23 protein-coding genes are annotated in these 24644 nt (G+C 40.4%); 7 read left to right on the top strand and 16 right to left on the bottom strand.

Going from position 1 to position 24644, the window contains the following annotated elements; genetic code table 11:
- The first annotated feature begins 2 nt into the window (after positions 1-2).
- Together AN213_RS15145 and AN213_RS15150 are read left to right on the top strand one after the other, a co-directional pair.
- Positions 3-758, top strand: a complete 756-nt coding sequence (locus tag AN213_RS15145; RefSeq protein ID WP_055199004.1) for a gluconate 2-dehydrogenase subunit 3 family protein — start codon at positions 3-5, stop codon at positions 756-758.
- A gap of 67 nt (positions 759-825) precedes the next feature.
- Positions 826-1656: a sugar phosphate isomerase/epimerase gene (locus tag AN213_RS15150; protein WP_055199005.1), complete on the top strand. Its 831-nt coding sequence runs from the start codon at positions 826-828 to the stop codon at positions 1654-1656.
- A gap of 130 nt (positions 1657-1786) precedes the next feature.
- Here AN213_RS15150 and AN213_RS15155 read toward each other — a convergent pair whose 3' ends face one another.
- The 6 genes from AN213_RS15155 to AN213_RS15185 all read right to left on the bottom strand — a co-directional run bounded on the left by AN213_RS15155 (position 1787) and on the right by AN213_RS15185 (position 5614).
- A complete protein-coding gene (locus AN213_RS15155) occupies positions 1787-2284 on the bottom strand; it encodes a GNAT family N-acetyltransferase (RefSeq protein ID WP_055199006.1) in 498 nt (165 codons plus the stop codon).
- A complete protein-coding gene (locus AN213_RS15160; protein ID WP_055199007.1) occupies positions 2275-2541 on the bottom strand; it encodes a DUF1778 domain-containing protein in 267 nt (88 codons plus the stop codon). The genes AN213_RS15155 and AN213_RS15160 overlap by 10 nt, the downstream gene beginning before the upstream one ends.
- 148 nt (positions 2542-2689) lie before the next feature.
- Positions 2690-3187, bottom strand: a complete 498-nt coding sequence (locus AN213_RS15165; protein WP_150114724.1) for a hypothetical protein — start codon at positions 3185-3187, stop codon at positions 2690-2692.
- A gap of 684 nt (positions 3188-3871) precedes the next feature.
- Positions 3872-4207, bottom strand: a complete 336-nt coding sequence (locus AN213_RS15175) for a hypothetical protein (protein WP_055199010.1) — start codon at positions 4205-4207, stop codon at positions 3872-3874.
- A gap of 115 nt (positions 4208-4322) precedes the next feature.
- Positions 4323-5108 carry a DUF2071 domain-containing protein gene (locus AN213_RS15180; RefSeq protein ID WP_055199011.1) on the bottom strand — a complete coding sequence of 262 codons (786 nt, stop codon included), beginning with the start codon at positions 5106-5108 and terminating at the stop codon, positions 4323-4325.
- A gap of 209 nt (positions 5109-5317) precedes the next feature.
- A complete protein-coding gene (locus AN213_RS15185; RefSeq protein WP_150114725.1) occupies positions 5318-5614 on the bottom strand; it encodes a hypothetical protein in 297 nt (98 codons plus the stop codon).
- A gap of 435 nt (positions 5615-6049) precedes the next feature.
- Here AN213_RS15185 and AN213_RS15190 point away from each other — a divergent pair, with 435 nt between their 5' ends.
- On the top strand, positions 6050-6496 hold the full coding sequence (locus tag AN213_RS15190; RefSeq protein ID WP_054563869.1) for a hypothetical protein: 447 nt from the start codon (positions 6050-6052) through the stop codon (positions 6494-6496).
- Positions 6497-6534: 38 nt separating this feature from the next.
- Here the strand turns inward: AN213_RS15190 and rnd are convergent, their stop codons facing one another.
- The 3 genes from rnd to AN213_RS15205 all read right to left on the bottom strand — a co-directional run bounded on the left by rnd (position 6535) and on the right by AN213_RS15205 (position 10344).
- Entirely contained in the window at positions 6535-7665 is a 1131-nt protein-coding gene (gene rnd, locus AN213_RS15195; protein ID WP_054552031.1) for a ribonuclease D, read from the bottom strand.
- A gap of 48 nt (positions 7666-7713) precedes the next feature.
- A complete protein-coding gene (gene fadD, locus AN213_RS15200) occupies positions 7714-9375 on the bottom strand; it encodes a long-chain-fatty-acid--CoA ligase FadD (RefSeq protein ID WP_055021684.1) in 1662 nt (553 codons plus the stop codon).
- A gap of 117 nt (positions 9376-9492) precedes the next feature.
- Positions 9493-10344 (bottom strand): alpha/beta fold hydrolase, encoded by an 852-nt coding sequence (locus tag AN213_RS15205; RefSeq protein WP_055021685.1) that lies wholly within the window; start codon positions 10342-10344, stop codon positions 9493-9495.
- A 110-nt stretch (positions 10345-10454) separates the two neighbouring features.
- On the opposite strand from AN213_RS15205, the gene AN213_RS15210 reads away from it, so the two are divergent.
- The gene (locus AN213_RS15210; protein WP_055199013.1) at positions 10455-11744 is read left to right on the top strand and encodes an alkaline phosphatase; all 1290 of its coding nucleotides are present in this window, start codon (positions 10455-10457) and stop codon (positions 11742-11744) included.
- A 91-nt stretch (positions 11745-11835) separates the two neighbouring features.
- On the opposite strand, the gene AN213_RS15215 is transcribed toward AN213_RS15210, so the two are convergent.
- From AN213_RS15215 to AN213_RS15235, 5 genes are all read right to left on the bottom strand, one after another.
- Positions 11836-12159 carry a hypothetical protein gene (locus tag AN213_RS15215; protein WP_054563874.1) on the bottom strand — a complete coding sequence of 108 codons (324 nt, stop codon included), beginning with the start codon at positions 12157-12159 and terminating at the stop codon, positions 11836-11838.
- 76 nt (positions 12160-12235) lie between these two features.
- Positions 12236-12928 carry a tRNA (adenosine(37)-N6)-threonylcarbamoyltransferase complex dimerization subunit type 1 TsaB gene (gene tsaB, locus AN213_RS15220; protein WP_055199014.1) on the bottom strand — a complete coding sequence of 231 codons (693 nt, stop codon included), beginning with the start codon at positions 12926-12928 and terminating at the stop codon, positions 12236-12238.
- A gap of 10 nt (positions 12929-12938) precedes the next feature.
- Positions 12939-14855: an ATP-dependent DNA helicase gene (locus AN213_RS15225; protein ID WP_055199015.1), complete on the bottom strand. Its 1917-nt coding sequence runs from the start codon at positions 14853-14855 to the stop codon at positions 12939-12941.
- Positions 14856-14959: 104 nt separating this feature from the next.
- Positions 14960-16822: a M28 family metallopeptidase gene (locus tag AN213_RS15230; RefSeq protein WP_095209773.1), complete on the bottom strand. Its 1863-nt coding sequence runs from the start codon at positions 16820-16822 to the stop codon at positions 14960-14962.
- Positions 16823-16892: 70 nt separating this feature from the next.
- Positions 16893-19088: a M4 family metallopeptidase gene (locus tag AN213_RS15235; RefSeq protein WP_055199016.1), complete on the bottom strand. Its 2196-nt coding sequence runs from the start codon at positions 19086-19088 to the stop codon at positions 16893-16895.
- 388 nt (positions 19089-19476) lie between these two features.
- On the opposite strand from AN213_RS15235, the gene AN213_RS15240 reads away from it, so the two are divergent.
- Both AN213_RS15240 and AN213_RS15245 read left to right on the top strand, forming a co-directional pair.
- Positions 19477-20556, top strand: coding sequence for a mechanosensitive ion channel family protein (locus AN213_RS15240; protein WP_095209774.1), 1080 nt, complete (start codon positions 19477-19479; stop codon positions 20554-20556).
- Between the two features lie 225 nt (positions 20557-20781).
- Entirely contained in the window at positions 20782-22065 is a 1284-nt protein-coding gene (locus AN213_RS15245; protein ID WP_055021687.1) for a sodium:proton antiporter, read from the top strand.
- Positions 22066-22092: 27 nt separating this feature from the next.
- Here the strand turns inward: AN213_RS15245 and AN213_RS15250 are convergent, their stop codons facing one another.
- Positions 22093-23058, bottom strand: coding sequence for a sensor domain-containing diguanylate cyclase (locus AN213_RS15250; RefSeq protein ID WP_055199017.1), 966 nt, complete (start codon positions 23056-23058; stop codon positions 22093-22095).
- A 90-nt stretch (positions 23059-23148) separates the two neighbouring features.
- Positions 23149-23382, bottom strand: a complete 234-nt coding sequence (locus tag AN213_RS15255; RefSeq protein ID WP_054563880.1) for a hypothetical protein — start codon at positions 23380-23382, stop codon at positions 23149-23151.
- A 356-nt stretch (positions 23383-23738) separates the two neighbouring features.
- On the opposite strand from AN213_RS15255, the gene hisG reads away from it, so the two are divergent.
- Positions 23739-24638 (top strand): ATP phosphoribosyltransferase, encoded by a 900-nt coding sequence (hisG, locus tag AN213_RS15260; RefSeq protein WP_054563881.1) that lies wholly within the window; start codon positions 23739-23741, stop codon positions 24636-24638.
- Positions 24639-24644 lie beyond the last annotated feature (6 nt).

Genomic DNA, 24644 nt, shown 5'->3' on the forward strand with positions numbered 1-24644 from the left:
TTATGCATCATCGTAACGAACACGACTCATATAACTATGTTTCTAACATGAGCCGCCGTGAGTCTTTAAAATGGCTTGGTCTATTAGCTGCGGGCTCGGCGGTTAGTTTAACTGCTGGCTGCACAAAAGCACTTGAAGATGACGTTGCAGCCTCTGCAAAAGAGCATTGGCCTGATTTAGATATCAAGCCTGTAACCGCTAAAGGCTATGGTCAAGATCCAAATTTAGTGATGCCACCAGAATCACCTTGGCCGCTAACCTTAACAGCAGACGAACTCACGTTGGTAGCGCTTTTATCTGATTACATTGTGCCGCGCGAAGGTGCTATTCCTTCAGCCAGTGAGCTACAAGTACCGGCGGTTATTAATGAGTGGGTAAGCGCACCTTATGAAGGCCAACAACGCGATAGAATTAAAATTTTAAACTCATTAGCGTGGCTTAACGATGAAGCACAGCTTCGTTTTAAAAAGCAATTTGTTGCACTTAACGAAAAGCAACATCGCGCGATTTTAGACGATATTGCGTTTTTAAACGAGCAAACACCTCTGCAATTTCAGCGCATTGGTAAAGCCTTTTTACGCTTTAAAGAGTTAGTGCTGGCAGCATTTTTCTGTACGCCTGAAGGCTGTAAAGACATAGGTTACCTTGGTAATGTGCCTATTGCAGGCGATTACCCAGGCCCTTCTGATGAAGCAAAAGCCCATTTAGATCAAGTTTTAGCTGAGCTTGGTTTAAGTGAGTACGCCTATACTGATTAACTTTCCCCCTTGTGTTATTTGTAACACAGTGCAGGGGGTCACTCCCCTGCTTTTTTAGGATTTAAGTATGTTTAAAACCCGCATTTTATTGCTTATTATTAGCCTTGTATTTAGTGGTCAATTATTCGCAAAACTGCCCGTGAGTGTGCAACTGTGGTCAGTCAAAGACACCTTAAAAAATGACTTTCATGGTACGCTTAAGTCTCTTGCCGAAATGGGGTTTGACGGCGTGGAGTTTGCCGGAGACTTTGGCCCATACTCAAATAAGCCAGCAGCCTTAAAAGCAAAGCTCAGTGAGTTTGGCTTAGTTGCCAGTAGTGCCCATATAGGCTTTGATGCACTCAGTGAAAACACTATTGATAGCACCCTGCTGTTTTACAAGACCCTTGGCGTTACTACACTTTATGTACCTTGGGATGAAAGAGCATGGCACCCTGAGGGAGTTAAATCTCTGGTTAAAGAGCTTACTAAAGTCAGTGATTATGCGACACGTTTTGATATGAAGATCGGTTTTCACAATCATAATAAAGAGTTTAATGCATTTAATAACGCAACGTTTTGGGATTACATTGCCAGTAATACTCCCAAGACCATGCCATTGCAGTTAGATATTGGCTGGGTCAATTACGCTGCTAAAGATCCAATCTACTTTATTAAAAAGTACCCTAACCGCACGCTTGCTACGCACATTAAAGTTCGTACGATTGAGGGTAGCAACATGAGCCCGATTATCGGCGAAAACAACATTGATTGGCCTGCCATCATCGATACTTTAGAGTCGCACGGCAATACCAAGTGGTTAGTGCTTGAGCAAGAAGAATACCCAAGCGGATTAACCCCACTACAAAGCGTTGCTAAATCAAAACAAAATTTAGATAAGATTTTACTTGGTTTGTAGGGTTATTTTAGAAATGAGCTCGCTTTAAACAAGTGAGCTCATGGCTTGGATTTAATTTGAAGGAGAGAGTTAAAGCATTGATTTTTAATATTACAGTTTCACTACTCCGCGCTATATAAAAAACATATTTTTATGTCTGTGAAGCTTCGATATCAATAACTCTCGCCATTAGAGTCATAGCATCAATCGGCGATTCATTAAATCCAAACCTTTTATAAAATGCCTTTGCTTCGTCATCGAGAGCGTGAACTAAGATTCCAGCTCCACCAACAACATTCATCGCGTGTACAGAGCGTAAGACACAATCCTTCAATAAGCCCACACCTATCCCGCGACCTTTATATCCTTCATCAACTGCTAGCCTTGCCAGAACAACCATAGGGATTGGATTGGGGCTATTTCTTTTGAGAGATGACAAAGCGCTTTCTCTTTGCACTGACCCCATAGCAATGGCGTAGTATCCTATTACTTTATTATTGTCATCACAAACCACATACACCTTAGTGTTATTTCTTTTATGGTTTTTTAGCGCTTTTTTTATAAGCCAGTCGTCTAATTCTGGTTTACCGCAACTAAACACATCTAACACATGCTCATCTGTCAGTAATTCTGGGGCCTTTATTCCCAAGGTGATTTCCTATTCAATAGCTCATTCATTCCTTTGTCTTTTATTGGCTCAGCAGTTAGCGCCTGCTCAAAAGCATCATACGCTTGTTCAGCCAGAATAAAGTCTCTATGATTAGAAATAACTTCATGTGCTTCAGCTAATGCAGCTTTTTGGATAAACACGGTTCTGTCTAATTTCATTAAACTTGCTGCAGCATCTATTATATCTCTAACTGATGGCTCTACTCGCATATTTATTGGTGCTGTTTTAGTAGCCATAGTGAACTCCTGTGTATCTGATTGATACACATATTGTAGTATAGCTATTAGATACACGCAATTATTACTTAATGCATATAGCTCTAATAATCTGTTTCCTTAGATAATTTATTAGCAAACGTACCATTAGATTGCTCTATCCTACGCTTTAATCAGAAGTAGCATGTTGCGCCATTTCTTCATTCCAAGGTACATACAATGGAAACTCCAGATCTTTTTGCTCAACTAAAACTACTTTTGCAATTGGATGCCCACAATATTCCGTTGGCTCAAACGAGTGAATATTTTCAAAATTAACAGCTATATAGCTATTTGCCTTTTTGATTAATAAGGCTGAATCATCCACACAAGCATGAACTGCTATTGGTAGGCTTTTGAATGGTACTGCCGATACCGTGTGTTCATTTTTATAAAACCTATCACGTTCGATTTTCTCACCGACCTGCTTTAAAAAATTAATATATGCTTTCCAACGCGATAAAACTAAAAAGCAAGCTACTAGAAGTACACAGCATAAACTTAACAATAGTGAGTTTATAACGTTAAATTGACCCACGTAGTAAAACAGCGCAGCTAAAATTAGCAGCACACTTAAAGAAAACAAAGTCCGCATATTCGGACTCACCTTGGGAAAATTAATACGCAAATTTATTCCTTACTATCTCTAACGTGTCGTAAGCAAACTGTGGAAACGACTGAACGACAGCTTAAACCTCTAAAATATAATGCCAGGCTAAACGTGCGACAAGTCAACCTTTATTATTCCTGCATTGGGAAATTTAATAGTTGGATATTTTCAATAACAAATAGACTCTTGATTCACAGTAAAAAAACTAGCTCGCCTTTAACGGTGGAATATATTAGTAAGCTAGTAGCAATAAACGCGCAGCCAATAATTTTAGTCTGAACCTTTCCCAAATTAGCTTTGCTACTCTTTGTGTACTTACTGTTATCATCCACAGACCCATTCAGTCTCGTTGGGCCTACAGACAGAGTAAACTCAAGTTCATTCTTGCTTAGAACATAAAGCCCAATGATAAGAATCACTAATGCTACTAAATCGTATTCGTAAACTTCCATATTTTCTTCTCTTCTTTGTGTTGCTGCTAATTAAGGGAATTAATTGTTTAAACCTTTCACTGACAAATCAAACTCCAATTTGTAGTTGGCTCTGATAAGGTTTGGAAATTTGTCTCAGAGCTCGAGATAAATTTTTATATATCTGACGCGTGTCGTCATTCTTAATAATTACACTATTTTCCGTACCAACGCCGTTTGCTAAAATACAACTTATTTTCGCCTTCGTGGCTTCAGCAGCTTGTTCTGCGTATTAATGCACGTAGTGAGCTCTTTCTTTCATGAAATTACAAAAACGTTCCACCGAATATTTATATTTGGTGGGATCATCCTTCCACTTATCCACTTCCATCCGATAGTACGCACCTTCAATTATCAACTGGCTTTGCCATATAAATTCATCAGCGACATCGATTTTTCCATCAAATAACTTCTGGAGGTCCTCGAGTGTTTTTTCCAATGATTCCTTTGAAAAGTCACTTTCTTTCAATTTATCCAAAGACTCATTATCTGATACAGGGCATACATTCTCTTGTGCGATTGTTGTACTACTGAAAGAAATAATAAAAGAGAAAATTAACAATCTCATATGTACACCTTTACGCATAGCACCACAATATGGCGAGTGTTAAGTATGGCAAAAATAGCGAAGAACGGGTGTTAGCCAAATTTCAAACGTCCATTTACTCATTTTTTTATATTTTCTATTTCAACACTTTAGGCGGTAAATAAATAGTAAATTCATTAATAGGTTCAATAAGTACACTATGCGCAACTTGCTGCTCTTCAATAGTTACTAACCCTGTTTTGCTTAATAAACCAAAATTTGCAGATACAAGATTTGCTGAAGAAACCTCTAATTGCTTGTGCCAAACTCGATAAGTTCCTAGCTTGCCATCTCGACGATGATAAAACCCAGCTAATGGATGGGTTAAATAGACGAGCCCCGTTTCTGTATCAGGAAAACCTGCTAAATCTATAGTTGTTCCCTGTTTTTGAGATAACTCTACGCTAGCAGGAGCCCATTTAGCATCCGTGGTCATTTTGTATTTACGGTATATTTGTTGTGTTTCATCATATTCACAATCAAATTTTACTTTACCGCTATACCAAGGTAAGTCCCAACAAAATCTTGGCACCGCCAGTGTCCATGAATCTAACGTGGTACCCAAAAACCAAACGCATCGCTCATTTGTTTCTTTATCGATGATATAAATTCGGTAATTTGTTTGCCCCATAGTGAATTTAGGAAAAGGGAATACCGCTGATGTAAAGTCAACATCAATAAAAGGAACGACAGATATTAAAGCTTTTTCTTGACCATTAATTGTTAAAGTATCAAGTTTAAATCGATTTGGAAAAATCCCGCAAAACCTCGAAGGTTCTACAGCGTAAGTGATAATCGCAAAATGTTGTAACTTACATAGAACATCAATCCCCTTTGGAGAAGGTCTTGGGTGAAGAAAGTCTTTTAACTTTAATGATATCAATACCGAATCTTCCTTAAAATTTAACGCTCAGATGAGAGTGGATAATGCTATGAAGCGAAGATAAGCCTAACATAGGGCTAGCAACCCAGTCACGTAAAACGATTTATACCAAACTCACTGAGTTATGAAGTATATTTAACTAATAGAATAGCTACTCATTTTTGGACCTTGATTCACTTCGTTTTCCCTGCACATAACGTTTTAACTTGTTAGTTTTCCATGTCAATTTCAACAATTTTAGCCTTTGGAAATAATCGTTTAGCCTCGTCAAACACAGAATTCCTGTTCAGGGGGTGTACTGTGATATCGATTGCATTATTTGAGTAAGTGAACAAAGAAAGACAGCCTGCTTTCTGAATCTTCACAATATCCTGCTTTTTAATCAATTGCCCTTTGGTGTTAAAAAAGCGAGCGTTCGCACCTGCCCTCACTTTTACGGCATCACCTAAATCAACGAACGTTCTCTGCGCCTTATCCATCAAGTTAATAGGTATCATAGATTCCAATTTTACGACCAAAACAAAGAATATTATTGAGCCGATGATTAATACTAACGTTTCGATAAAGCCTCCAATAATCTAATATTTTATACCGAGCGGATTTCGCAGTATTCCACTACATTGCGGCTCGTTTTTCTGAATAGGATATTACTACCAGAGTCATTAACTAATTGCCAGCTAAAAAGAAAATAGACTATAGAACACTTTATATTCAAACACATGAAGAACTAGGATTTAGATTTTCTGATGCTCTATTATATTTATTATTATATCCAACCATTTAACTTTTAATATCCCATTCAATTTCAACAAGCTAAATAAAACACAGCATTAAAAATTAATAATAAAACATTAAAAATTGCGTTTACTTTCATTTTTTTGGCAGATTGTATTATCTAAGTGGCGGAGTAATATATTAAAAAAACCTCTCAAGGACTGAGAATGAAAGTATTGAATTTAAGGAAGAGTTCAGAGAAAAGCACGCTTGCAGTGCTTATCACTTTAGCAGCCTTATTACTTTTCATATTAAAATCAGCATCAAAAATCCATCCATTCTACGAGCTACTTTTACTGGCTTTTACAATTATTTCGTTTGTAGTTGTATTTTTAATGTTAAGTAGCAAGAAAAAACTTACCATTTGTCGCCATGGTATTTTTTATAGCTCTGCGTTTGGGAATGTTCATATTGAACCGAACAAAACTAAAAAAATTAAACAATTTTCTAAATATGGTTTTAATTGTGTGGTAATCATTGGTCATGGCTATTTTATATTCGCGCCATTTTACTATTTAACGTCGAAACAAAAACAACGACTTAAACGATATGATAATAACTTGCTGCATTGGTTAGAGGTTACGCGTAAACGCAGTAAGTTTCAGGGCTTTTAATGCAAGTCAAAGTATAAAAAGCCCTTTGAAATAGTTACTTAATTTTGCCACTCTTTAAGTACGTCTTTCACATACTCATAGCGCCATGAGTTGAATAGATCTGGCTTTGATGCAGCTTTACGCTCATCTGCATCGAGCTTCCAATTCCAGCTGATCAGTTGGTTAATCTGTTTTTTAGAGGCCAATACATCTTCAGGAATACCCTGCTCTTTTGCAGCTTTGGTAATTTTTTGTTTAATATCTTTAGCGGCTTTTTTATATGCCGGAAAATCGATTAAACGTTTTAATTGTGCAGGTTGTTCGCTTACAGGAACGGCTTTACCACGCTCAATACATTTTAAAATTTCTACGCCCGAACGGTTCACTTCCATTGGCTCAACACCCGGCACTCTGCGTAACGCATTTAAACTTGCAGGCTTACGCTTAGCTATTTCAACCATGTTGTGCTCTTTTACCACAAAATTAAGCGCGAGGTTTTTGCGCTCTGCCTTTTCACGGCGCCATGCGGCAAGTTCGCGTAATACAGCTAAGTCGTGCGGTCGTAATTGCCAAGCATTTTTAATATCTTTATAAAGCTGATCTGCTGGTGGTTGGTAAGCACGTTTTTGCGCAACTAACTCGCTTTCGCTGATCACAATGTCAAAAAAGCCAGCTTCATCAATTTGTTTTTTAATAATTTCAAAACAAGGCAGTAAGTGGTACGTATCTGCAGCGGCATAATCTAGCTGCTTTTCTGTGAGTGGGCGCTGTAGCCAGTTAGTGCGCGATTCACTTTTATCAATTTCGATATCAAGTAACTCTTTAACCATGTGGGCAAAGCCCATGCAATTTCCATGACCTAGTATTTGCAGTGCAAATTGGGTATCAAACAGCGGTGTTGGTACAAAGCCAGCGTATTTTTGAAACACTTCAATATCTTCTGACGGTGAATGCAGTACTTTTAACACCTCTGGGTTTTTAAGTACTTGCCAAAAATCAAAAAGCGACAACTCAGCCAGTGGGTCGATTAACGCTAAATGCTCACCATCGTATACTTGAATAAGTGCAACTTCAGGGTAAAGCGTACGACGACGCATAAACTCGGTATCAATTGCCAGTACCGGTTTTCCTGTTATTTTTTCTACAAAATCATTTAATTGATTTTGCGTTTCGATCAGTTGATATTGCACTTATACCCCTTTCATTACCATAAAAAAGCCGGCTAATGCCGGCTTTAATTATTTTTGTTCGTCCTTTAAGGCTCTTCTTAGAATCTTACCAACGTTTGTTTTTGGTAGTTCATCTCTAAACTCAACGAGTTTAGGCACCTTATAGTTCGTTAAATTATCACGACAGTGCTTTATTATATCTTTTTCAGTTAAAGATTGATCTTTTTTCACGACAAAAACTTTAACTTGTTCACCACTGACCTCATGAGGAATACCGATAGCTGCTACTTCAAGCACGCCATCGTGCATAGCAACAACTTCTTCGATCTCATTTGGGAACACGTTGAAACCAGATACGATAATCATGTCTTTCTTACGATCAACAATGTAGAAGAAGCCTTCATCATCGTAAGTTGCAATATCACCTGTTGCAAACCAACCGTCTTTTAAGCACTCGGCTGTTGCATCTGGGCGGTTATAGTAACCTTGCATAACTTGTGGGCCTTTAACCCAAAGCTCGCCTGGCTCCCCTTTTGCTGCTTCTTCACCATTTTCAAGCATAAGCTTAATTTCAGTGCTAGGAGCAGGTAAACCAATTGAACCGTTATAACCTTCCAGGTCGTAAGGGCTAACAGTTACAAGTGGTGCACACTCAGTTAGGCCATAACCTTCCATTAATTTGGTTTTTGTTACAGCTTGCCATTTTTCAGCAACTGGACGCTGTACCGCCATACCACCGCCAAGTGACATTTTTAAGCTTGAGAAATCAAGTTCAGCAAAACCTGGGGTATTTAGTAAACCGTTGAATAAGGTATTTACACCCGTTACCGCGGTAAACTTGTGTTGTGCTAACTCTTTTACAAAGCCAGGCATATCACGAGGGTTCGTAATAAGTACGTTTAAACCACCGTATTTCATAAATGTTAGGCAGTTCGCAGTCAAAGCAAAGATGTGGTAAAGCGGCAGTGCCGTAATAACCACTTCTTTTCCGCGCTCTAATACTTTGTCTAAACAACCTGATACTTGTTCAAGGTTACCAACCATGTTGCCATGAGAAAGCATTGCACCTTTAGATACACCGGTTGTACCACCCGTGTATTGCAAGAATGCTAAGTCGTTTAAATCAACATTTGGCTTTTTATAGTTCGCTTCGTTACCAGCAAGTGTATCGGCAAATTTGATTACATTTGGCAATGAATAGCTAGGCACCATTTTCTTAACGTGCTTAACCACAAAGTTAACGATGTGCTTTTTAAGGCCTCCCACCATATCACCCACTTGAGTAACCACGATGTGCTTAACGTTGGTTTTTGGTAATGCTTTTTCTAGGGTATCGGCAAAGTTAGCAAGAATGAAAATTGCTGATGACTCAGAGTCATTTAACTGATGCTCTAATTCACGCACGGTGTAAAGTGGGTTTACGTTTACCACTACACAGCCTGCACGAAGAATGCCTAAAATAGTCACAGGCGTTTGTAGTAGATTCGGCATCATCACCGCTACTTTATCGCCTTTTTTCAGACCAAGATCATTTTGAATGTACGACGCAACACGTTTTGTAGCACTGTCTAACTCACTATAGGTCAACACTTTACCCATGTTGGTAAAGGCTGGAAGGTCACTATAGTCAGCAAAACTTTTTTCAAACAAGTCGAGTAGCGAGTGATAATGCTCAGGGTCGATTGTTTCAGGCATACCTTCTGGGTAGCGTTTAAGCCAGATTTTTTCCACTCTTAGCTCCTGTTTATAATTATATTTTTTAATAACCTTAATCTAACTAAGGCCGTTTCTCAATGGAGTAAATACTCTAATGGTGCAGATAATCCCACATTTGGTGCAATTATACAATTAACTTGCTTTATACTGCCCAATAAATGCATGAATGTGCTCTAAGGTTAATGCAGGACTTTGCATATGGCAATGGTGACCTCCAGGTATCTCATGAATTTTTAACTCCTTGTAATATTTACCATATGCCTCTAGGTTATCTCTAACAAAAGGATAACCCTTATCCCCAAGGATAAGCTGACATGGTGCGGTAATTTGTTTGATGGTTGCAATACATTGCGCCTCATCAAAGCGAAATCCTGAGTGATTTTTAAGCTTAGGATCGGTTGTTAAATACCACTTACCTGCTTTTTCGTAACTATTTCGTGTCATTAATAGTTCTGCTTGTGGGTATTCAAGGTCGCCACTTGCAAGCCTTGCACTAATAATGTGCGCTATTGAGTCAAATGCACGAGGGCTTTTGCTGTTTACCCGCGCTCTATTTAATATCGCTTTACGAAGTTGGCCGCTCACTTCATTGCTGTTGGTTGTAACGCAGCCAATTCCCTCAATAAAGTTTACCGATGCCACCTTTTCAGGGAAGCAGCTCGCAAAAACGCCAGCGACCATAGCGCCCATAGAATGGCCAACTAAATGCACTTTCGTTACATCAAGTGACTCAATAAACCGATAGACGTCATCAACATAATCAATAAAGTAATAATGGGCGTCACTGCTTCGCCAATCAGACAAACCATGGCCGGGAAAATCAAGGCAATACCAACGCTGGTTTAACTGCGCGTTTTGTAACATAGGTATGTAACTATGTGCGTTATCAAGCCAACCATGTAAGGCAACCACAACCTCTTCGCCATGACCAAAGGTTAGGCCATGCATTGCCTGAGTGCCAGTTTGAAAAGAAAAAGGTTGCACAATTGCTCCTATTTATTAAGCGTTTCAACTTAAAGGCGTTTATTTATCGTCTGGCTAGTATACAATAATCCTCGCAGTATAAATAAGGGCACAATAATAAGGTTACATCAATGAAATTAAAATTAAGTCTTTTAGCATTATTATGCTCAGCAGGCTCAGTAATGGCTGAATCAGCACCAAAAAACATCATTTATATGATTGGTGATGGTATGGGCCCGGCGTACACAACTGCATATCGTTACTTTAAAGATGATCCAAATACTAAAGTTGTTGACCCAACTGTTTTCGATACTATTTTGCGTGGTATGGCACATACCTACCCTGACGATCATACCTATGTAACAGACAGCGCAGCAGGTGCAACAGCACTGAGCAGTGGTCATAAGAGTTATAATGGCGCAATTGCTGTTGATACTGATAAAAAACCAGTAAAAACTATGCTTGAAGTTGCCAAAGAGCGCGGTATGACAACAGCACTCGTAGCTACTTCGCAAATCAACCATGCTACACCAGCAAGCTTTGCTTCACATAACGAATCACGCCGTAACTACGACGAGATTGCTAACGACTATATCGATAACAAAATCGCTGGTAAATTACCGGTTGATTTAATGCTAGGTGGCGGCACGAAATATTACGTTCGTGAAGACCGTAACCTAGTGGAAGAATTTAAAGCAGCAGGTTATCAGTACAGCGATGACTTTGCAGCAATGAGTAACTTAAAGCAAGTTCCAGCGCTTGGTTTATTTGCTGAAGTCGGTTTACCGTTTGCGCTTGACGAAAACCCAACGCGCCTTACGCAAATGACAACGAAAGCGCTTGATTTACTTGATGGTCAAAACGACAAAGGTTTCTTTGTGATGATCGAAGGCAGCCAAATTGACTGGTGTGGTCATGCAAACGACATCGCATGCGCAATGGGCGAAATGGACGACTTTGCTAAATCGATTGAACAAGCAAAAGCGTATGTAGATAAAAACCCTGATACTCTGCTTGTTATCACCGCCGACCACTCAACAGGTGGATTAACACTTGGTGCTCATGGTCAATATAAGTGGGAAACAGACGTTGTTAAAGGTGTTAAAGCAACTGCTGGCACTATCACAAAAGATCTACTTGAAAGCGATGACTTAAAAGCAGTATGGCAAAAGTATTCTAATATCGAGTTTACTGATGCAAACAGCATTAAGCTTAGCCAAGCTAAGAAAATGGGTGATAAAGCACTACTACTTGCAGTAAAAGATATTATCAATCATGCCAGCTTCACAGGTTGGACGACTGGCGGCCACACCGCTATTGATGTACAAGTATTTGCCTATGGTAAACGTGCTGAAGATTTCTACGGTTCGCAAAACAATACTGCGATTGCCGACAAACTGATTGATTATATTAAACAGTAATTTATATTGAATACTGTCCAATCATAAAAAAAGCCTAAACAATTTGTTTAGGCTTTTTTGTGAATTCAGTTTCACCAATTATACCAATTAGCTAAGCATATACATCAACGCCAATAAGGCTTTGCACTTCGGCGCGGCGCTCTAAGTTAGCAAATTCTGTATAGGTTGAAATAGCACGACTGGTTTTTGGGTTGCTTGGTTTGTCATAAATTGTTTGCTGATAGTTTTGCGACTCGGCTTTAAATTCATCAGCAATAGCAACAGCTTGAGGGCTTGATTTAACATACTCTGTTGACGATTTTTGCTCAGCCGTTTGCTCTGATATAGCTTTGGGCTTATCAGTAACGGTATTTTTACGGCTATATTGACCGGGAATGTCACCGGTATAAAAGCCTGAGCCAATAGGTAAAGTCAAACTCGTAATTCCAAATCAAACATGACTAAATTATGTGCCATAACTAACGGGCACGCAAGTCCCGTTATTCTTTCAGTTATTCTCGGCCTGGTAGCTTTTTCCAAGTCACTGTATCACGAACATATTTAGGCTGTGCATTGGCTGCAGTCACCGTTTCACCGCTAGCGAATGCAGTGGCAACCGAGGCCAGCATGTACTTTGCATCAGGCAGTAAAATGTTTTCATTTAAGCTTACATTTGCCAAACCTGTAACAAGTGCAGGATAGGTCTGCCAACCCGTACCCACCGCTGCCGCTGTTGTTTCAGGTAACGTTAGCAACTCAGGTTTAATGACTTGCTCTTCATCAACTAGCGTCATTAAGCCATTATCATCAGCTTTATAATGAGCGTAATAAATCTCACCCATACGTGCATCAATCGCAGAAAACACATCGTTAGCTTGGTCTTGCTCAAACGCTTGTTGTGCCATCATCTGCAATGTTGATACGCCAACCAAAGGTAAGCGTGCGGCATACGCTAAACCTTGAGCAATCGCAACACTAATACGCACGCCAGTAAAGCTACCCGGTCCTTGACCAAAGCCAATCACATCTAAGTCGGCTAGTTTACATTGTGCCTTTGCGAGTAACTCATCAATTAAAGGCAAAATCTTTTGACTGTGCTGCTGAGGGCACTCTTCAAAATGATGAAATGTTTGCCCTTGATAATGTAGCACCAGCGATAAAGCTTCAGTTGATGCATCTAAGGCAAGAATATTGTGTTTAATCATCTAAGTTACTCTAATTGATCTGTTCTAAAAACGCGTTTGCCATTGCTAAATCGCGTGTGCGGCGCATGGGTGGCAAACTTTTTAAAAATACTTGGCCGTAATGGCGTGTTACTAAGCGGTTATCACAAATAACCAACACACCTTTATCTTTACTATCGCGAATAAGTCGCCCTACCCCTTGCTTTAATGCAATGACCGCTTGGGGTAATTGAATATGGGCAAATGGGTCTTTGCCTTGTAACTGGCAATCTTGCATTTTTGCTTGCAATAATGGGTCATCAGGTGCGGCAAACGGCAATTTATCAATGATAACACAACTTAATGTGCTGCCTCTAACATCTACGCCTTCCCAAAATGAGGCTGTGCCGAGTAAAACGGCATTTCCGTGACGGGTAAACTTCTCAAGGATAATGCGTTTAGACATTTGTCCTTGCATATAAACTGGATAATCCATTTGTGTGGTTAAACCTTCAGCCACTAAGTGCATCATACGATAACTAGTAAACAGCACAAAACAGCGACCTTTTGCTGATTTAATCAACTCAAGGGTCAGCTTGATAATTGCATGGGGCATATTATTCGCATGAGACTCAGGTAAGTAGCGCGGTAAGCAAAGTAGCGCTTGTTGTTGGTAATCAAACGGACTTTCAACAATCATGCTTTGCGTTGGTTTTAAACCAAGGCTAGCGTTAAAGTGTTCTAATTCGTTATCGACCGATAGAGTCGCCGATGTAAACACAAAGCCTGCTCCTGTGTCTTTCATCATTTGTGCGAATTTAGCCGATACATTGAGTGGTGTAATGTTTACCGTTAGGTATCGGCGAGTGGTTTCGTACCAATAACTATAGCCCGTTTGGGCTGTATCAAATACCCGCTCTAACTGACCTTTAAAGGCCAGCGTACGCTCAAACGGATGCTCTATTTTTTCGCTACGATCCAAGCATAACTTTAATACTTGGTATAAAAAGTCGAGGTCGCTAATGACCCGGTGCAGTGCTGCACAAATATCTTTATCAGCCAGCTTTTCACGCCAATCACCACGGCTACCATCAACCCCAAACTGCAAGCGTAAATCTGCCACGCTGGTTTCTAACTTGTTGAGAGTTTTACCTAATTGCAGCATGTCAGGGATATCTGCACGGTAAATTGCTCGTAAGTCATTAATTAAATCCACCAGCTTTTTAGTGCTAACACTTTCACCAAAATAGTCACTGGCAATTTCACTGAGCTGATGCGCCTCATCAAAAATATAGGCGTCTGCCGTAGGCATTAATTCAGCAAAGCCTGTATCTTTTACAGCCATATCTGCAAAAAATAAATGATGGTTGATCACCACCACGTCAGCTTCCATGGCATTTAAGCGGGCTTTACGAATATAGCAATCTTGAAAATCGGGGCACTCTTTACCCAAACAGTTATCAGCCGTTGAGCTAACATAAGGCAGTACTTTGGCGTCTTCTTCTATGCCAATACAATCTGCTAAATCGCCTGAACGGGTTTCACTTGCAAACTTTGCCACCATCGCGAGTTGATGCATTACATCAGGATCATCTGTTGGTACATGCGCAACATGCTGACTTAAGCGATAGGTACACAAATAATTCGCACGTCCTTTTAAAAGGGCAACTTTTTTAGTGGCGCTTAGTGCTTTGACTAAGTTGGGTAAATCCCGATGAAACAACTGCTCTTGTAGTGCTTTTGAACCCGTTGAGATGATGGTTTTGCCTTTTGATTTTAACGCAGGCGCTAAGTAAGCGTAGGTTTTACCCGTGCCTGTGCCCGCCTCAACCACTAATTGGTGACGTTTTTTTAAGGCAGCATCAACTGCAACAGCCATGTCAATTTGTGGCTGCCGAGGAGTATATCCATCAAGAGAAAGTGCAAGGGGGCCAGTGGCACTGAAAAGTTGTTTGATAAACTTCGCCAATAGATTAAAAGTGATGGGCAGATTTTACGTAACTGACTTGCCAAGGGCAAGACTAAATGAGGAAGCAAGGCTTCCTCATGGTTAAAAGTATGATTGGGTTTAAATCATTGTCCTTGAATCGTTAATGTAACGCCCGATGCAGCTCGGTAACCTTGTAAATCTATGTACCAAGTGCCAGCTTGTGGGTTATCAAATTGACAACTTTCTTCGTTACCATTTTTGTACGGCCGACATAGATAATTTGAACTTGTTGACGCTGAGCCATAATTAACATACAAATCTGCATCGCCACTACCGCCAGAAATAGTCACCGTTAAGTTACTTAGGCCTGCGGGTATTTGTTGAGTAAAGCGCAGCCAACTTCCGGTAGCCACACTCACGTTTGTCTCAGTTCGGTCAACGTTTTCACCGCCACCTGAGGTGCTATAACTTCCCGTGAGTGACACATTCGAAATCTCATTCCACGCTTCAACCATGACATGATACGTGCCAGTTTGAACTGACGACATCACACAGCTTTCATTACTTGTAGAGGTTGTGCTTTTACAATCAAAATCCTGTAAGGTCGGCTTAGCGCCAAATTTAACGTATAAATCAGCATCGCCCGAGCCGCCCTCGGTTACAAACTCAAGGTTACTGCTCATTGCGGGTACATCAAGTGTAAAGAATAACAGATCTTTTGCTGCGCCCGACAAACCTGTTTTAGCTACGCCATTTTCAAGCTGATTAGTCGGCTCAGTTACCACATCACCAGCGTTCTTTGCCATTTCAGCAACATAGCTCACTGCCAATTTTGCAAATTTACTCGCGTGAGCCGCATCAAATTGGGCATCATTTGATGTGTGGATCAATGGGTTAATATCACTCATTGTTGATTCAAATGGCATTGAGGCGGCAAACCCTTGTTGATACCAAGAGGCATGATCTGAGCAGCCATAACCACATTGATCAAAGCCATAGCTCACTGTGGGCTGGTAAGCATCGAGCAACTGCGATAAATACTGATTTTGCGATGAGTTAGTGTAGTCGGTCATCATCACAATATCTGTGTTGCTGCCGTTATTGCCAGTCATATCAAACTGCACCATACCTACAACATTCTTACCCTGTGTTTTATAACTTTGGGCAATATCTTTTGAGCCCCTAAGGCCTACCTCTTCAGCGGCAAACCCCATAATTTGAATGGTTCGCTGAGGTTGGTAGTTATTTTCCACAATTGCTTTGAGGGTTTGTGTGAGCACTGCAATACCAGAGGCATTATCATCTGCACCAGGAGCACGACCATTACTTGGATTAGACTGATTGATTGAGTCTAAATGACCACCAATAACGACGATTTCATCGGCTTTTTCTGCACCAGGAATGGTCACAATAACTGATGATTGTGAAAAACTATGGTTAAAATACTCAACACTTATATCACTGCGGCTACTGGCTATTTGCTGCCAATGGCTCTTTAACCAATCAGCTGCATCAACACCACTTTGCACTGAATAATATCGGTTATGAAAGTTCATCATGCTATTAACCGTATCGCTCAGTTCGCTACTATCAATCGATGATATTAGTGCGTTAACTGTCGTGGCATTATCAATACTGTAGTTTACTAGGCTCGCATTCATAGCTGTCTGAGCTACAGTATTTAATTGCTGAGTATAGAGCTCGGCATCTGCTAATGAGTCATGGGCTACAAAACCACCGCAGCGATGATAGTTATCGTGCATAAACTCACTTAACCCAGCGATATCCTGCTTGTTAACGCGCATAAAATTAACTTGATTCAAAGCCGATTTTTGCATCGCAAAATTACTGCTTTGTTTACGTTTACTTACTGTATCTTGTTGAAAGTGCTCTGCAGCAAGGGCATCAATAGTGACCCAAATTGTTTCGTCTTGCGCTGCATAACTTAGTTGGCTCAGTGACAGTGTGGCAAAGCCCACTAGGCACTGTGTTAGGCGGGTTGTCATAATCAATCCTTTTATGATTTGCATTTTAATGAAAATAAAAAAAGGGAGCCGAAGCTCCCTAAAAGGGTGGCTAGTTAGCCGAAATGGTGAGTGTTACACCACTTGCAGCGCGATAGCCGCGAAGGTCGATATACCAAGTACCCGCTTGTGGGTTTGTAAATGTGCAAGTTTCGCTATTGCCGTTTTTATAAGGACGGCAGTCATAGCTAGAGGTGGTCGATTGCGAACCAAAGTTCACATACAAGTCAGCATCACCAGAGCCACCAGAAATAGTCACATCAAGTGACGAATAACCCGCATCTAGGTCTTGCGTGAAACGACTCCAGCTATTTGTGCCAACACTTAAGTTAGACTCAGTACGGTTAATCGGTGTTACACCACCACCGCTGCCCGAATCAAAGCTACCTGTAAGTGATACACCTGAAATTTGATTCCACGCTTCTACCATTACGTAGTAAGTACCCGCTTGTACATTACTTATAGCGCAGCTTTCTGTGCTAGTAGATGAAGTGCTTTTACAATCAAAGTTGCTCAGTGTTGGTTTTGCGCCATACATAACGTAAAGATCTGCATCACCACTTCCACCAGTTGTATTGAATTGTAAATTCGTTGCGTCTGCTGGCACCTCAAGAGTAAAGAACATTTGCTCTTTAGCAGCGCCACTGATCCCTGTGCGTGCAACGCCATTGGTTAGCTCTTCATCACCGCCCGGAGGTGGCTCAGTTGTGCCACAGCTACTACCCGCACTTAAGCTTGAAGTCACACCAACCGCCGCAAGTGCAGCTTGAACATCTGCTGGGTCATAGCTTAAATCACAGGCCGCATCCATCACGCCGTTACCTGCTAAATCCCAGTTTGTGCTGGCTGTCCAGTAAAGTTGGTTAGCGCGTGCCATCACAACAAACGCCTTTTGCGTATCCCAACCTGGTGTGGTTGCAAGGTTATAAAATGCCTTGTTGAATACACCTGAGCTGTAGTGAACATCCATACCAGAGTAGTAATTGTTTTGATGGTCAATTGAGCTGCCATCTTGGGTTGGGTTATTCATGTAACGTAGTGCACCGTTACCTTTAAAGATTTCCTGACCCACTAACCAGTCGTTTGAGCCTTTCATGTAAAACTCAGCCGCTTCACCTGCCATATCAGAGAACGCTTCGTTCAAACCACCTGATTTACCAGAATAAACAAGGCCTGAGTTTTGTTCGGTAAAACCATGGCTTACTTCATGCGCCGATACATCAAGACTTACCAGTGGATAGAAGGTATTTTGACCATCACCAAAGGTCATGGCACTGCCATCCCAAAACGCATTTTCATAGTTATTGCCGTAATGAACGCGCATTTTCAATTGGAAAGTTAATGGCGCAGTGCCGACCCAATCGTTATACATATTAAAAATGACGTTACCGAAATAATGCGCATCATTTAAAGGCGAGTACGCACCGTTAATTTCTTTAAAGGTATTTTCTGGGCATGTAAACGAATACGCTGTTGAACCACTTGTACCGCCATTTAAGTTAATGGTTCTTACATTTGCGTTATTCATCGTACAGGTGCTGCCAGACTGAGTAACATCTAGACTATCAAAGTCAGTACCGTAGATGTATTTACCGGTTTTTAAGTTACCACCAGGGCCTGTTGCACTAGCATGTTGTAAGTTATCGAAGCTAAATAAAACTTCACCGCTGTTAGCATCAATAATTTGATACGGACGAGATGGGTTGTCGCCATACGTCACATAAGATACTTCATACACTAGGTGTGCAACACTGTCCTCATCTAGCCAAATAGCCAAACGTGATTGTTCATTATGTTTTTTTAACCCAACTGATTTAATTGCAGCAGGTGAGTTAGCAAGGCCTTTTGCCATTGCTTTTTTCTTGTTTAGTGCCGGAGACACTGAGTCGATGTCGGCGGCAATGTCATACACCGCTGCACCATGTGCGCGCTTTAATTGGCCATTTCCATCAAATGTAAGGCTAACCGTATCGCCGATAACAGGTAGACCTTGATACATCTGCTGATAACGACGCGTGGTGTTGCCGTTACTGGTTTTGATTTCTTTTAATACAACTAAATCATTCCCTGCACCTAAACCAACTAACTGATTTGGATTTGCACTCAATACAGATGATGCATTGGTTTGCAAAGCTTGGTTAATCCCTGTTTGTTCGTTTAGGTATTTCTTGTTCGCAGCTACTGCACTTGTTGCTTGAGTCAAAGCAAAAGCAGCAAGAGTTGCTAATGTGATTTTAGATAAATTCACGTTTACGCTCCGTTAGATTGTTATGTATTTAATATTTTCCTAGTAACCGGACTGCACTGTTCCCGATTAGTGACCAGCCTAGATTGAATGGAGCGAAATTGAAAATGAAACAAAAAATTTACAAATAAAGTATTAGCTCTAAATTAAAAAGCCATAATTAACAGCAGGATAGGAATTTAAAGGTTTATAAAATGTTAATAAATACATTTAAAGTGTAAAATTATTGATACAAAATAATAACATTTATTAAACATTTGTACCTTTTATTTGTTTTTATTTTGCTCATCTCATTATTTGTGATTCACAGCTAAAAGGATTAGATATCCATAAAAAAGTCTGGGTACATAACTTGCAGCAATGCCAAGTATCTAGGATTTAAGGACTAAGCATGATTACTGATCTGATACAAAACGAATGGCTAAATGAGCCATGGCTGGTCGTCATTGGTGGTACTTTATTAGCCGCCACAGCTTTGTTTTTATTAAAGTTTGTAATCATCTATTGCTTAAAGAAATGGACCCAACGAACCGACTTTGTTTTCGACTCATTACTGGTTGACTCACTGTCTACACCATTGACCTTGTGCACAATGATGGTGCTTGTGATCATTTTTGGTCAGTTATTAAACACCACCGGCTTTATGGCTGAGCACCCCTTACCTATTGCGGCCACCGCTAAAGCCATTTGTATTTTTGCCTTAGTGTTATTTTTAGACCATTTCTTATTTGGCACCGTTGATTATTACAGCGGCCGCTCTGTAGTGGTTTCGAACAGTCATAGCATCATTAAAGGCTTGATCCGCTGCGCAATTGTGTGTGTTGGCTTATTGGTGTTATTAGGCACGTTGGGTATATCAATCACTCCGATTATTGCCTCTTTGGGCATTACCTCTCTTGCCGTCGCTTTGGCTTTACAACCGACACTCGAAAACTTCTTCTCTGGCGTTCAGTTGGTGATTGATAAACCTATTCGGGTCGGCGACTTTATAGAGCTTGAAAGTGGCGACCAAGGCTTTGTTGAGAAAATTGGTTGGCGCTCAACCTGGGTAAAAATGTTGCCAAATAACATGATAGTCATCCCCAATAGTCAGCTGTCTAAATCACGCATCATTAACTATTTTTACCCAGAAAAAGAGCTCAGCGTCCCCGTTGAAGTGGGTGTTCATTATGGCTCTGATCTTGAAAAAGTTGAGCAAGTAACGTTGGATGTAGCAAGACAGATTTTAAAAAGCCATGAATGGGGCATCGATGATTACGAAACCTTTGTGGTCTTTCATACATTCGATCAATCAAGTATCAATTTTACGGTGATGTTAAGAGTAAAGGAGTATTTTAATCGCTTTTGGGTGAAATCTGCGTTTATCAAAGCATTACATCAACGTTACGCAGAAGAAGGAATTGTTATTCCTTACCCAATCAGAGCTATTAATACCAGCCAAGAATCAGCCCAGTTTAAACAGGCTGATTGACCTAACTGAACTTATCACTATTGCGCTTTTGTCGGGTTTATTTTGTCTCTTTTGAGACATTATTAACAGCGATTATACATATGCAATCAGCACCTTGAATTTTTACTCTAAAATGTCATAAAAATCGCATAAACACTGTGACATACCTATATTAGAGGCGTACTATATGCGGCCAGAAAGTGACTGCTTTCTGCGTCTTGTTATACAAATATTTAAGGTCAAACAATGAATGCTTGGTACCTCATTTGTTTTCTTTCAGCATTAGCTATTTTTATTGCTTTTGCTAACCAATATATCCTCAAAATGCAAACCACGATTGCTATAACAACAGGCTCTGTTGTTATTTCTTTGCTTCTTATACTTGCCGTTAAAATGCTTGGCGATACTACCGCCCTCGAGATGACCCAAATTGTCTCTAGTATCAACTTTAATCAGTTGCTACTAAAAGGCATGCTCGGGTTTTTACTATTCGCAGGTGCGCTGGAAATCAACTTAGCAGCCCTTCGTAAACAACGGTGGGAAATTACCGCATTAGTGTTATTTTCAACCATAACCTCAACGATCATTGTTGGTTACTTAAGCTATTATTTGTTTGCTTTTGTAGGCTGGCCAGTACCGTTTATTTACTGCTTGTTGTTTGGTGCTTTAATCAGCCCAACTGACCCGATTGCAGTGTTAGCCATTATTAAACAAATGCGAGCCCCAGAAGGTATTTCTGTGCAAGTTGAAGGTGAGTCTTTGTTTAATGATGGTATTGGTTTGGTGATTTTCACAACGATTTTTTCAGTGGCCTTTTATGGCACCGAAGCCACCTTTACTGACGTTGCTGAATTGTTCTTAGTTGATGCAATTGGCGGTATCGTGTTTGGTCTCGTGATTGCGTTAGTCGGGCATTTTTTAATTATTAATAGCCGCGATGTTAACATTCGTTTGCTACTAACCCTGACCATTCCAACAGCCGGCTTTGCAGCAGCGAATATTTGGGAAATCTCAGGTGCACTTGCTATGGTCACCAGTGGTATTTTACTTGGCAATATTACTCGTTCAAAAGCAACAGAGCGTACGGGGCCTGAAGATACTCGCTACGTGAAAGACTTTTGGCATGCCACCGATAGCTTTTTAAACGCCTTGCTGTTTTTGATTATCGGTATGCTCATCGTCACTATGCCGATTACTCTTGAAGAAATTGGCTTAGGTTTACTGATGGTACCCGTGGTGTTGCTAGCGCGATTCATAAGTGTAGGTGCGCCATTTGTATTCTTTAAAAAGTATCGCCAATACGATAAGCACTCAGTGAAAATACTCACTTGGGGTGGCTTGCGGGGTGGTCTAGCGCTGGCAATGGCAGCTGCCATCCCTCGCGATCAAGTAATGATTGCAGGCTCAGATCTTCACAACTTAATTGTTATTGTCACCTACGTAGTTGTGATCTTTTCGATTATCGTACAAGGTTTAACAATTTCGCCGTTGATCCAAAGTAGTATTCAATCAGCAGAAGCAAAAAATTAAGCACAGCTTTTTGCTCTAAAGGCTCGTTTATCGGGCCTTTTTTTGTGCTTTATCGGCATACATTCGCGTGTCTGCAACAGCGAGTAACTTCGTCAGTGAACAAGGTTGCTGATCAGAAAAATCGGCAATACCATAAGAAAAGCCAAGTTCAACTTGGTTATTAAAGCTATTAGGTAAGTCACTGAATGACAACAACAAGCGTTGCATTATGGTGTCGCATTCGCTGGTATTTAAATCTGTAAATAAAATCACAAACTCATCACCGCTCAAACGTGCATATAAATCAGCCTTGCGACAACAGTTCTCTAGTAATCCTGCAAAATCTCTCAGTACTTTATCCCCGGCTGCATGACCAAATTTATCGTTAATCGCTTTAAAATTATCTAAATCAATAAACACTAATTTTGCTTTTAAATGCTGGCGAATACACAAATCAAGATAATGCTCTGCGGTGCTAATAAAACCGCGACGATTAGGCAATAAAGTAAGCTCATCGGTAGTTGCTAACTGCATGATTGCAAACTCTCGCTCGACGATTGCTGCAAAGTCTTGTAAGGCTTTAATTTCTTGTTTGTTAAAACTGCGCGGTTGATGATCGATAAGGCACAAAGTGCCAATTCTATTTCCTGATTTAAGTGTAATTGGGCAGCCCGCATAAAAGCGAATATTTGGGTCACCCATTACCAGTGGGTTATCAGCAAAACGCTTATCGTTTAAGGCATTTTCAACCACAAGCGGGTCTTTGTATAAAATTGCATGGGCGCATAAAGAAACGTCTCTTGCGGTCTCTGTTACATCGAGCCCCACACATGACTTAAACCATTGTCTGTGCTCGTCAATTAAACTGATAACACAAATTGGTACAGAGAAAAATTGCTGGGCAAGGCGAGTGATTCGGTCAAAGGCGGGTTCACTTTGAGAGTCTAAAACATCTAATGAGCGAAGCTCTTCAAGCCTAGCTTGCTCATTTAATGGCACTGAGGGTCGTTCCATTGAATTGCCTTGTAAGTTACAACACAAGTGTTTCTTAACGTTAGCAGAAAAAACCGCACAGTTGCATAAAAACAAATTTTATATTGAGTATTAAGCCCATGTATCTAGGTGTTTATTACCCTCTTCATCTTCTTCTATGGCACTTTTGTTGCCTTTATCTTCTTTTTTAGCGGCTTTTTTGCGGCGTTCTATTTCACGTTTTTGGCGCTTTTCAAGCTCAATTCGCTGCACGTTCGCATCTTTTACGCCCGCAATATGAAACGCACCTTTACTTTCCAACTGTAAGCGCGTAATTCGACCTAAAAAGGGGATCATGATATCCATTTGCACCTCCTGCTGTACCTACTATCTAACCGTTATATATCGGCAGTTATAAGATATACTTTAATTTCGCAAAAAAATGCTTGCCAAAGATTAGCAAAGCATGTTTATCTATATACGTAACTTATTTAAACAGATATACGCACTGGTTTACACAAACGAGTGCAATACAGGAAAAATTATGCGCTTCAATCTGACAACTATCCATCATCACCATCATTCACCGGAATAGCCTGTCAGGTTTTTCGCTGAGAGGTTATTCCTAAAAGGAACCTCTGGCGAGCAATCAACCAAATTATTTATTTTCGCCCTGAGGTTCCCTCGGGGTTTTTAGTTTTTGAATTAAAGGAAAATGAATAATGAGCAATACCAATCGTTTACGAATCGCCATCCAAAAAGGCGGCCGCTTATCAAAAGACTGCCAAGAGTTACTAAAACAACTTGGTGTTAAATTAAATCTTCGTGAACAACGTTTAATCGCACACTCTACCAACATGCCAATTGATGTACTTCGTGTACGCGATGACGATATTCCGGGCCTAGTAATGGACGGTGTGTGTGACCTAGGTATCGTTGGTGAAAACGTACTTGTTGAAGTTCAAGCCGAACGCGAACGCCAAGGCGTGGCATTCGAGGTAAATAAACTTTCTAAGCTTGATTTTGGTTACTGCCGCCTTGCACTTGCATGGCCACAAGAACTTGGTCCACAAGATAAAAGCTGGTTTGAAGGTAAACGCATTGCCACTACTTACCCAGAAATCTTAAGCCAATACCTAAAACGCGAAGGCATTAACGCAAGCACAGTCATGTTAACGGGCTCTGTTGAAGTCGCACCGCGTGCTGGTTTGGCTGATGCAATTTGTGACCTAGTGTCTACTGGTGCAACGTTAGAAGCAAACGGCTTAATGCAAGGCGACACCATCTTAGAATCAAATGCATGTTTAATACAAAACAAAGACCTTACTGATCAAAGCAAACTTGATTTAATCAACACGTTAATGCCGCGTCTACGTGGTGTACGCCAAGCAAAAGAAAGTAAATACATCATGCTACACGCACCAAAAGCAAAGCTTGATGAAGTGTGCGACTTACTACCGGGTACTGGCCAACCAACTTTACTATCGCTTGCTGGTAGCGACGATTATGTTGCACTACACATGGTTAGCAGCGAAACCCTTTTCTGGGAAACAATGGAACAGTTAAAAGCACTGGGTGCCAACTCAATTCTTGTTATGCCAATTGAAAAAATGATGGAGTAATTATCC

This window comes from Pseudoalteromonas sp. P1-8 (assembly GCF_001399985.1).
In the GTDB taxonomy this organism is placed as follows: Bacteria; Pseudomonadota; Gammaproteobacteria; order Enterobacterales; family Alteromonadaceae; genus Pseudoalteromonas.

Excerpts from the sequence above, each read along its gene's own strand:
- AN213_RS15145 (WP_055199004.1), top strand. The coding sequence starts at position 3 with ATGCATCATCGTAACGAACACGACTCATATAACTATGTTTCTAACATG.
- AN213_RS15150 (WP_055199005.1), top strand. The coding sequence starts at position 826 with ATGTTTAAAACCCGCATTTTATTGCTTATTATTAGCCTTGTATTTAGT.
- AN213_RS15160 (WP_055199007.1), bottom strand. The coding sequence starts at position 2,541 with ATGGCTACTAAAACAGCACCAATAAATATGCGAGTAGAGCCATCAGTT.
- AN213_RS15175 (WP_055199010.1), bottom strand. The coding sequence starts at position 4,207 with ATGAGATTGTTAATTTTCTCTTTTATTATTTCTTTCAGTAGTACAACA.
- AN213_RS15190 (WP_054563869.1), top strand. The coding sequence starts at position 6,050 with ATGAAAGTATTGAATTTAAGGAAGAGTTCAGAGAAAAGCACGCTTGCA.
- AN213_RS15210 (WP_055199013.1), top strand. The coding sequence starts at position 10,455 with ATGAAATTAAAATTAAGTCTTTTAGCATTATTATGCTCAGCAGGCTCA.
- tsaB (WP_055199014.1), bottom strand. The coding sequence starts at position 12,928 with ATGATTAAACACAATATTCTTGCCTTAGATGCATCAACTGAAGCTTTA.
- AN213_RS15230 (WP_095209773.1), bottom strand. The coding sequence starts at position 16,822 with ATGACAACCCGCCTAACACAGTGCCTAGTGGGCTTTGCCACACTGTCA.
- AN213_RS15240 (WP_095209774.1), top strand. The coding sequence starts at position 19,477 with ATGATTACTGATCTGATACAAAACGAATGGCTAAATGAGCCATGGCTG.
- AN213_RS15245 (WP_055021687.1), top strand. The coding sequence starts at position 20,782 with ATGAATGCTTGGTACCTCATTTGTTTTCTTTCAGCATTAGCTATTTTT.
- AN213_RS15250 (WP_055199017.1), bottom strand. The coding sequence starts at position 23,058 with ATGGAACGACCCTCAGTGCCATTAAATGAGCAAGCTAGGCTTGAAGAG.
- AN213_RS15255 (WP_054563880.1), bottom strand. The coding sequence starts at position 23,382 with ATGGATATCATGATCCCCTTTTTAGGTCGAATTACGCGCTTACAGTTG.
- hisG (WP_054563881.1), top strand. The coding sequence starts at position 23,739 with ATGAGCAATACCAATCGTTTACGAATCGCCATCCAAAAAGGCGGCCGC.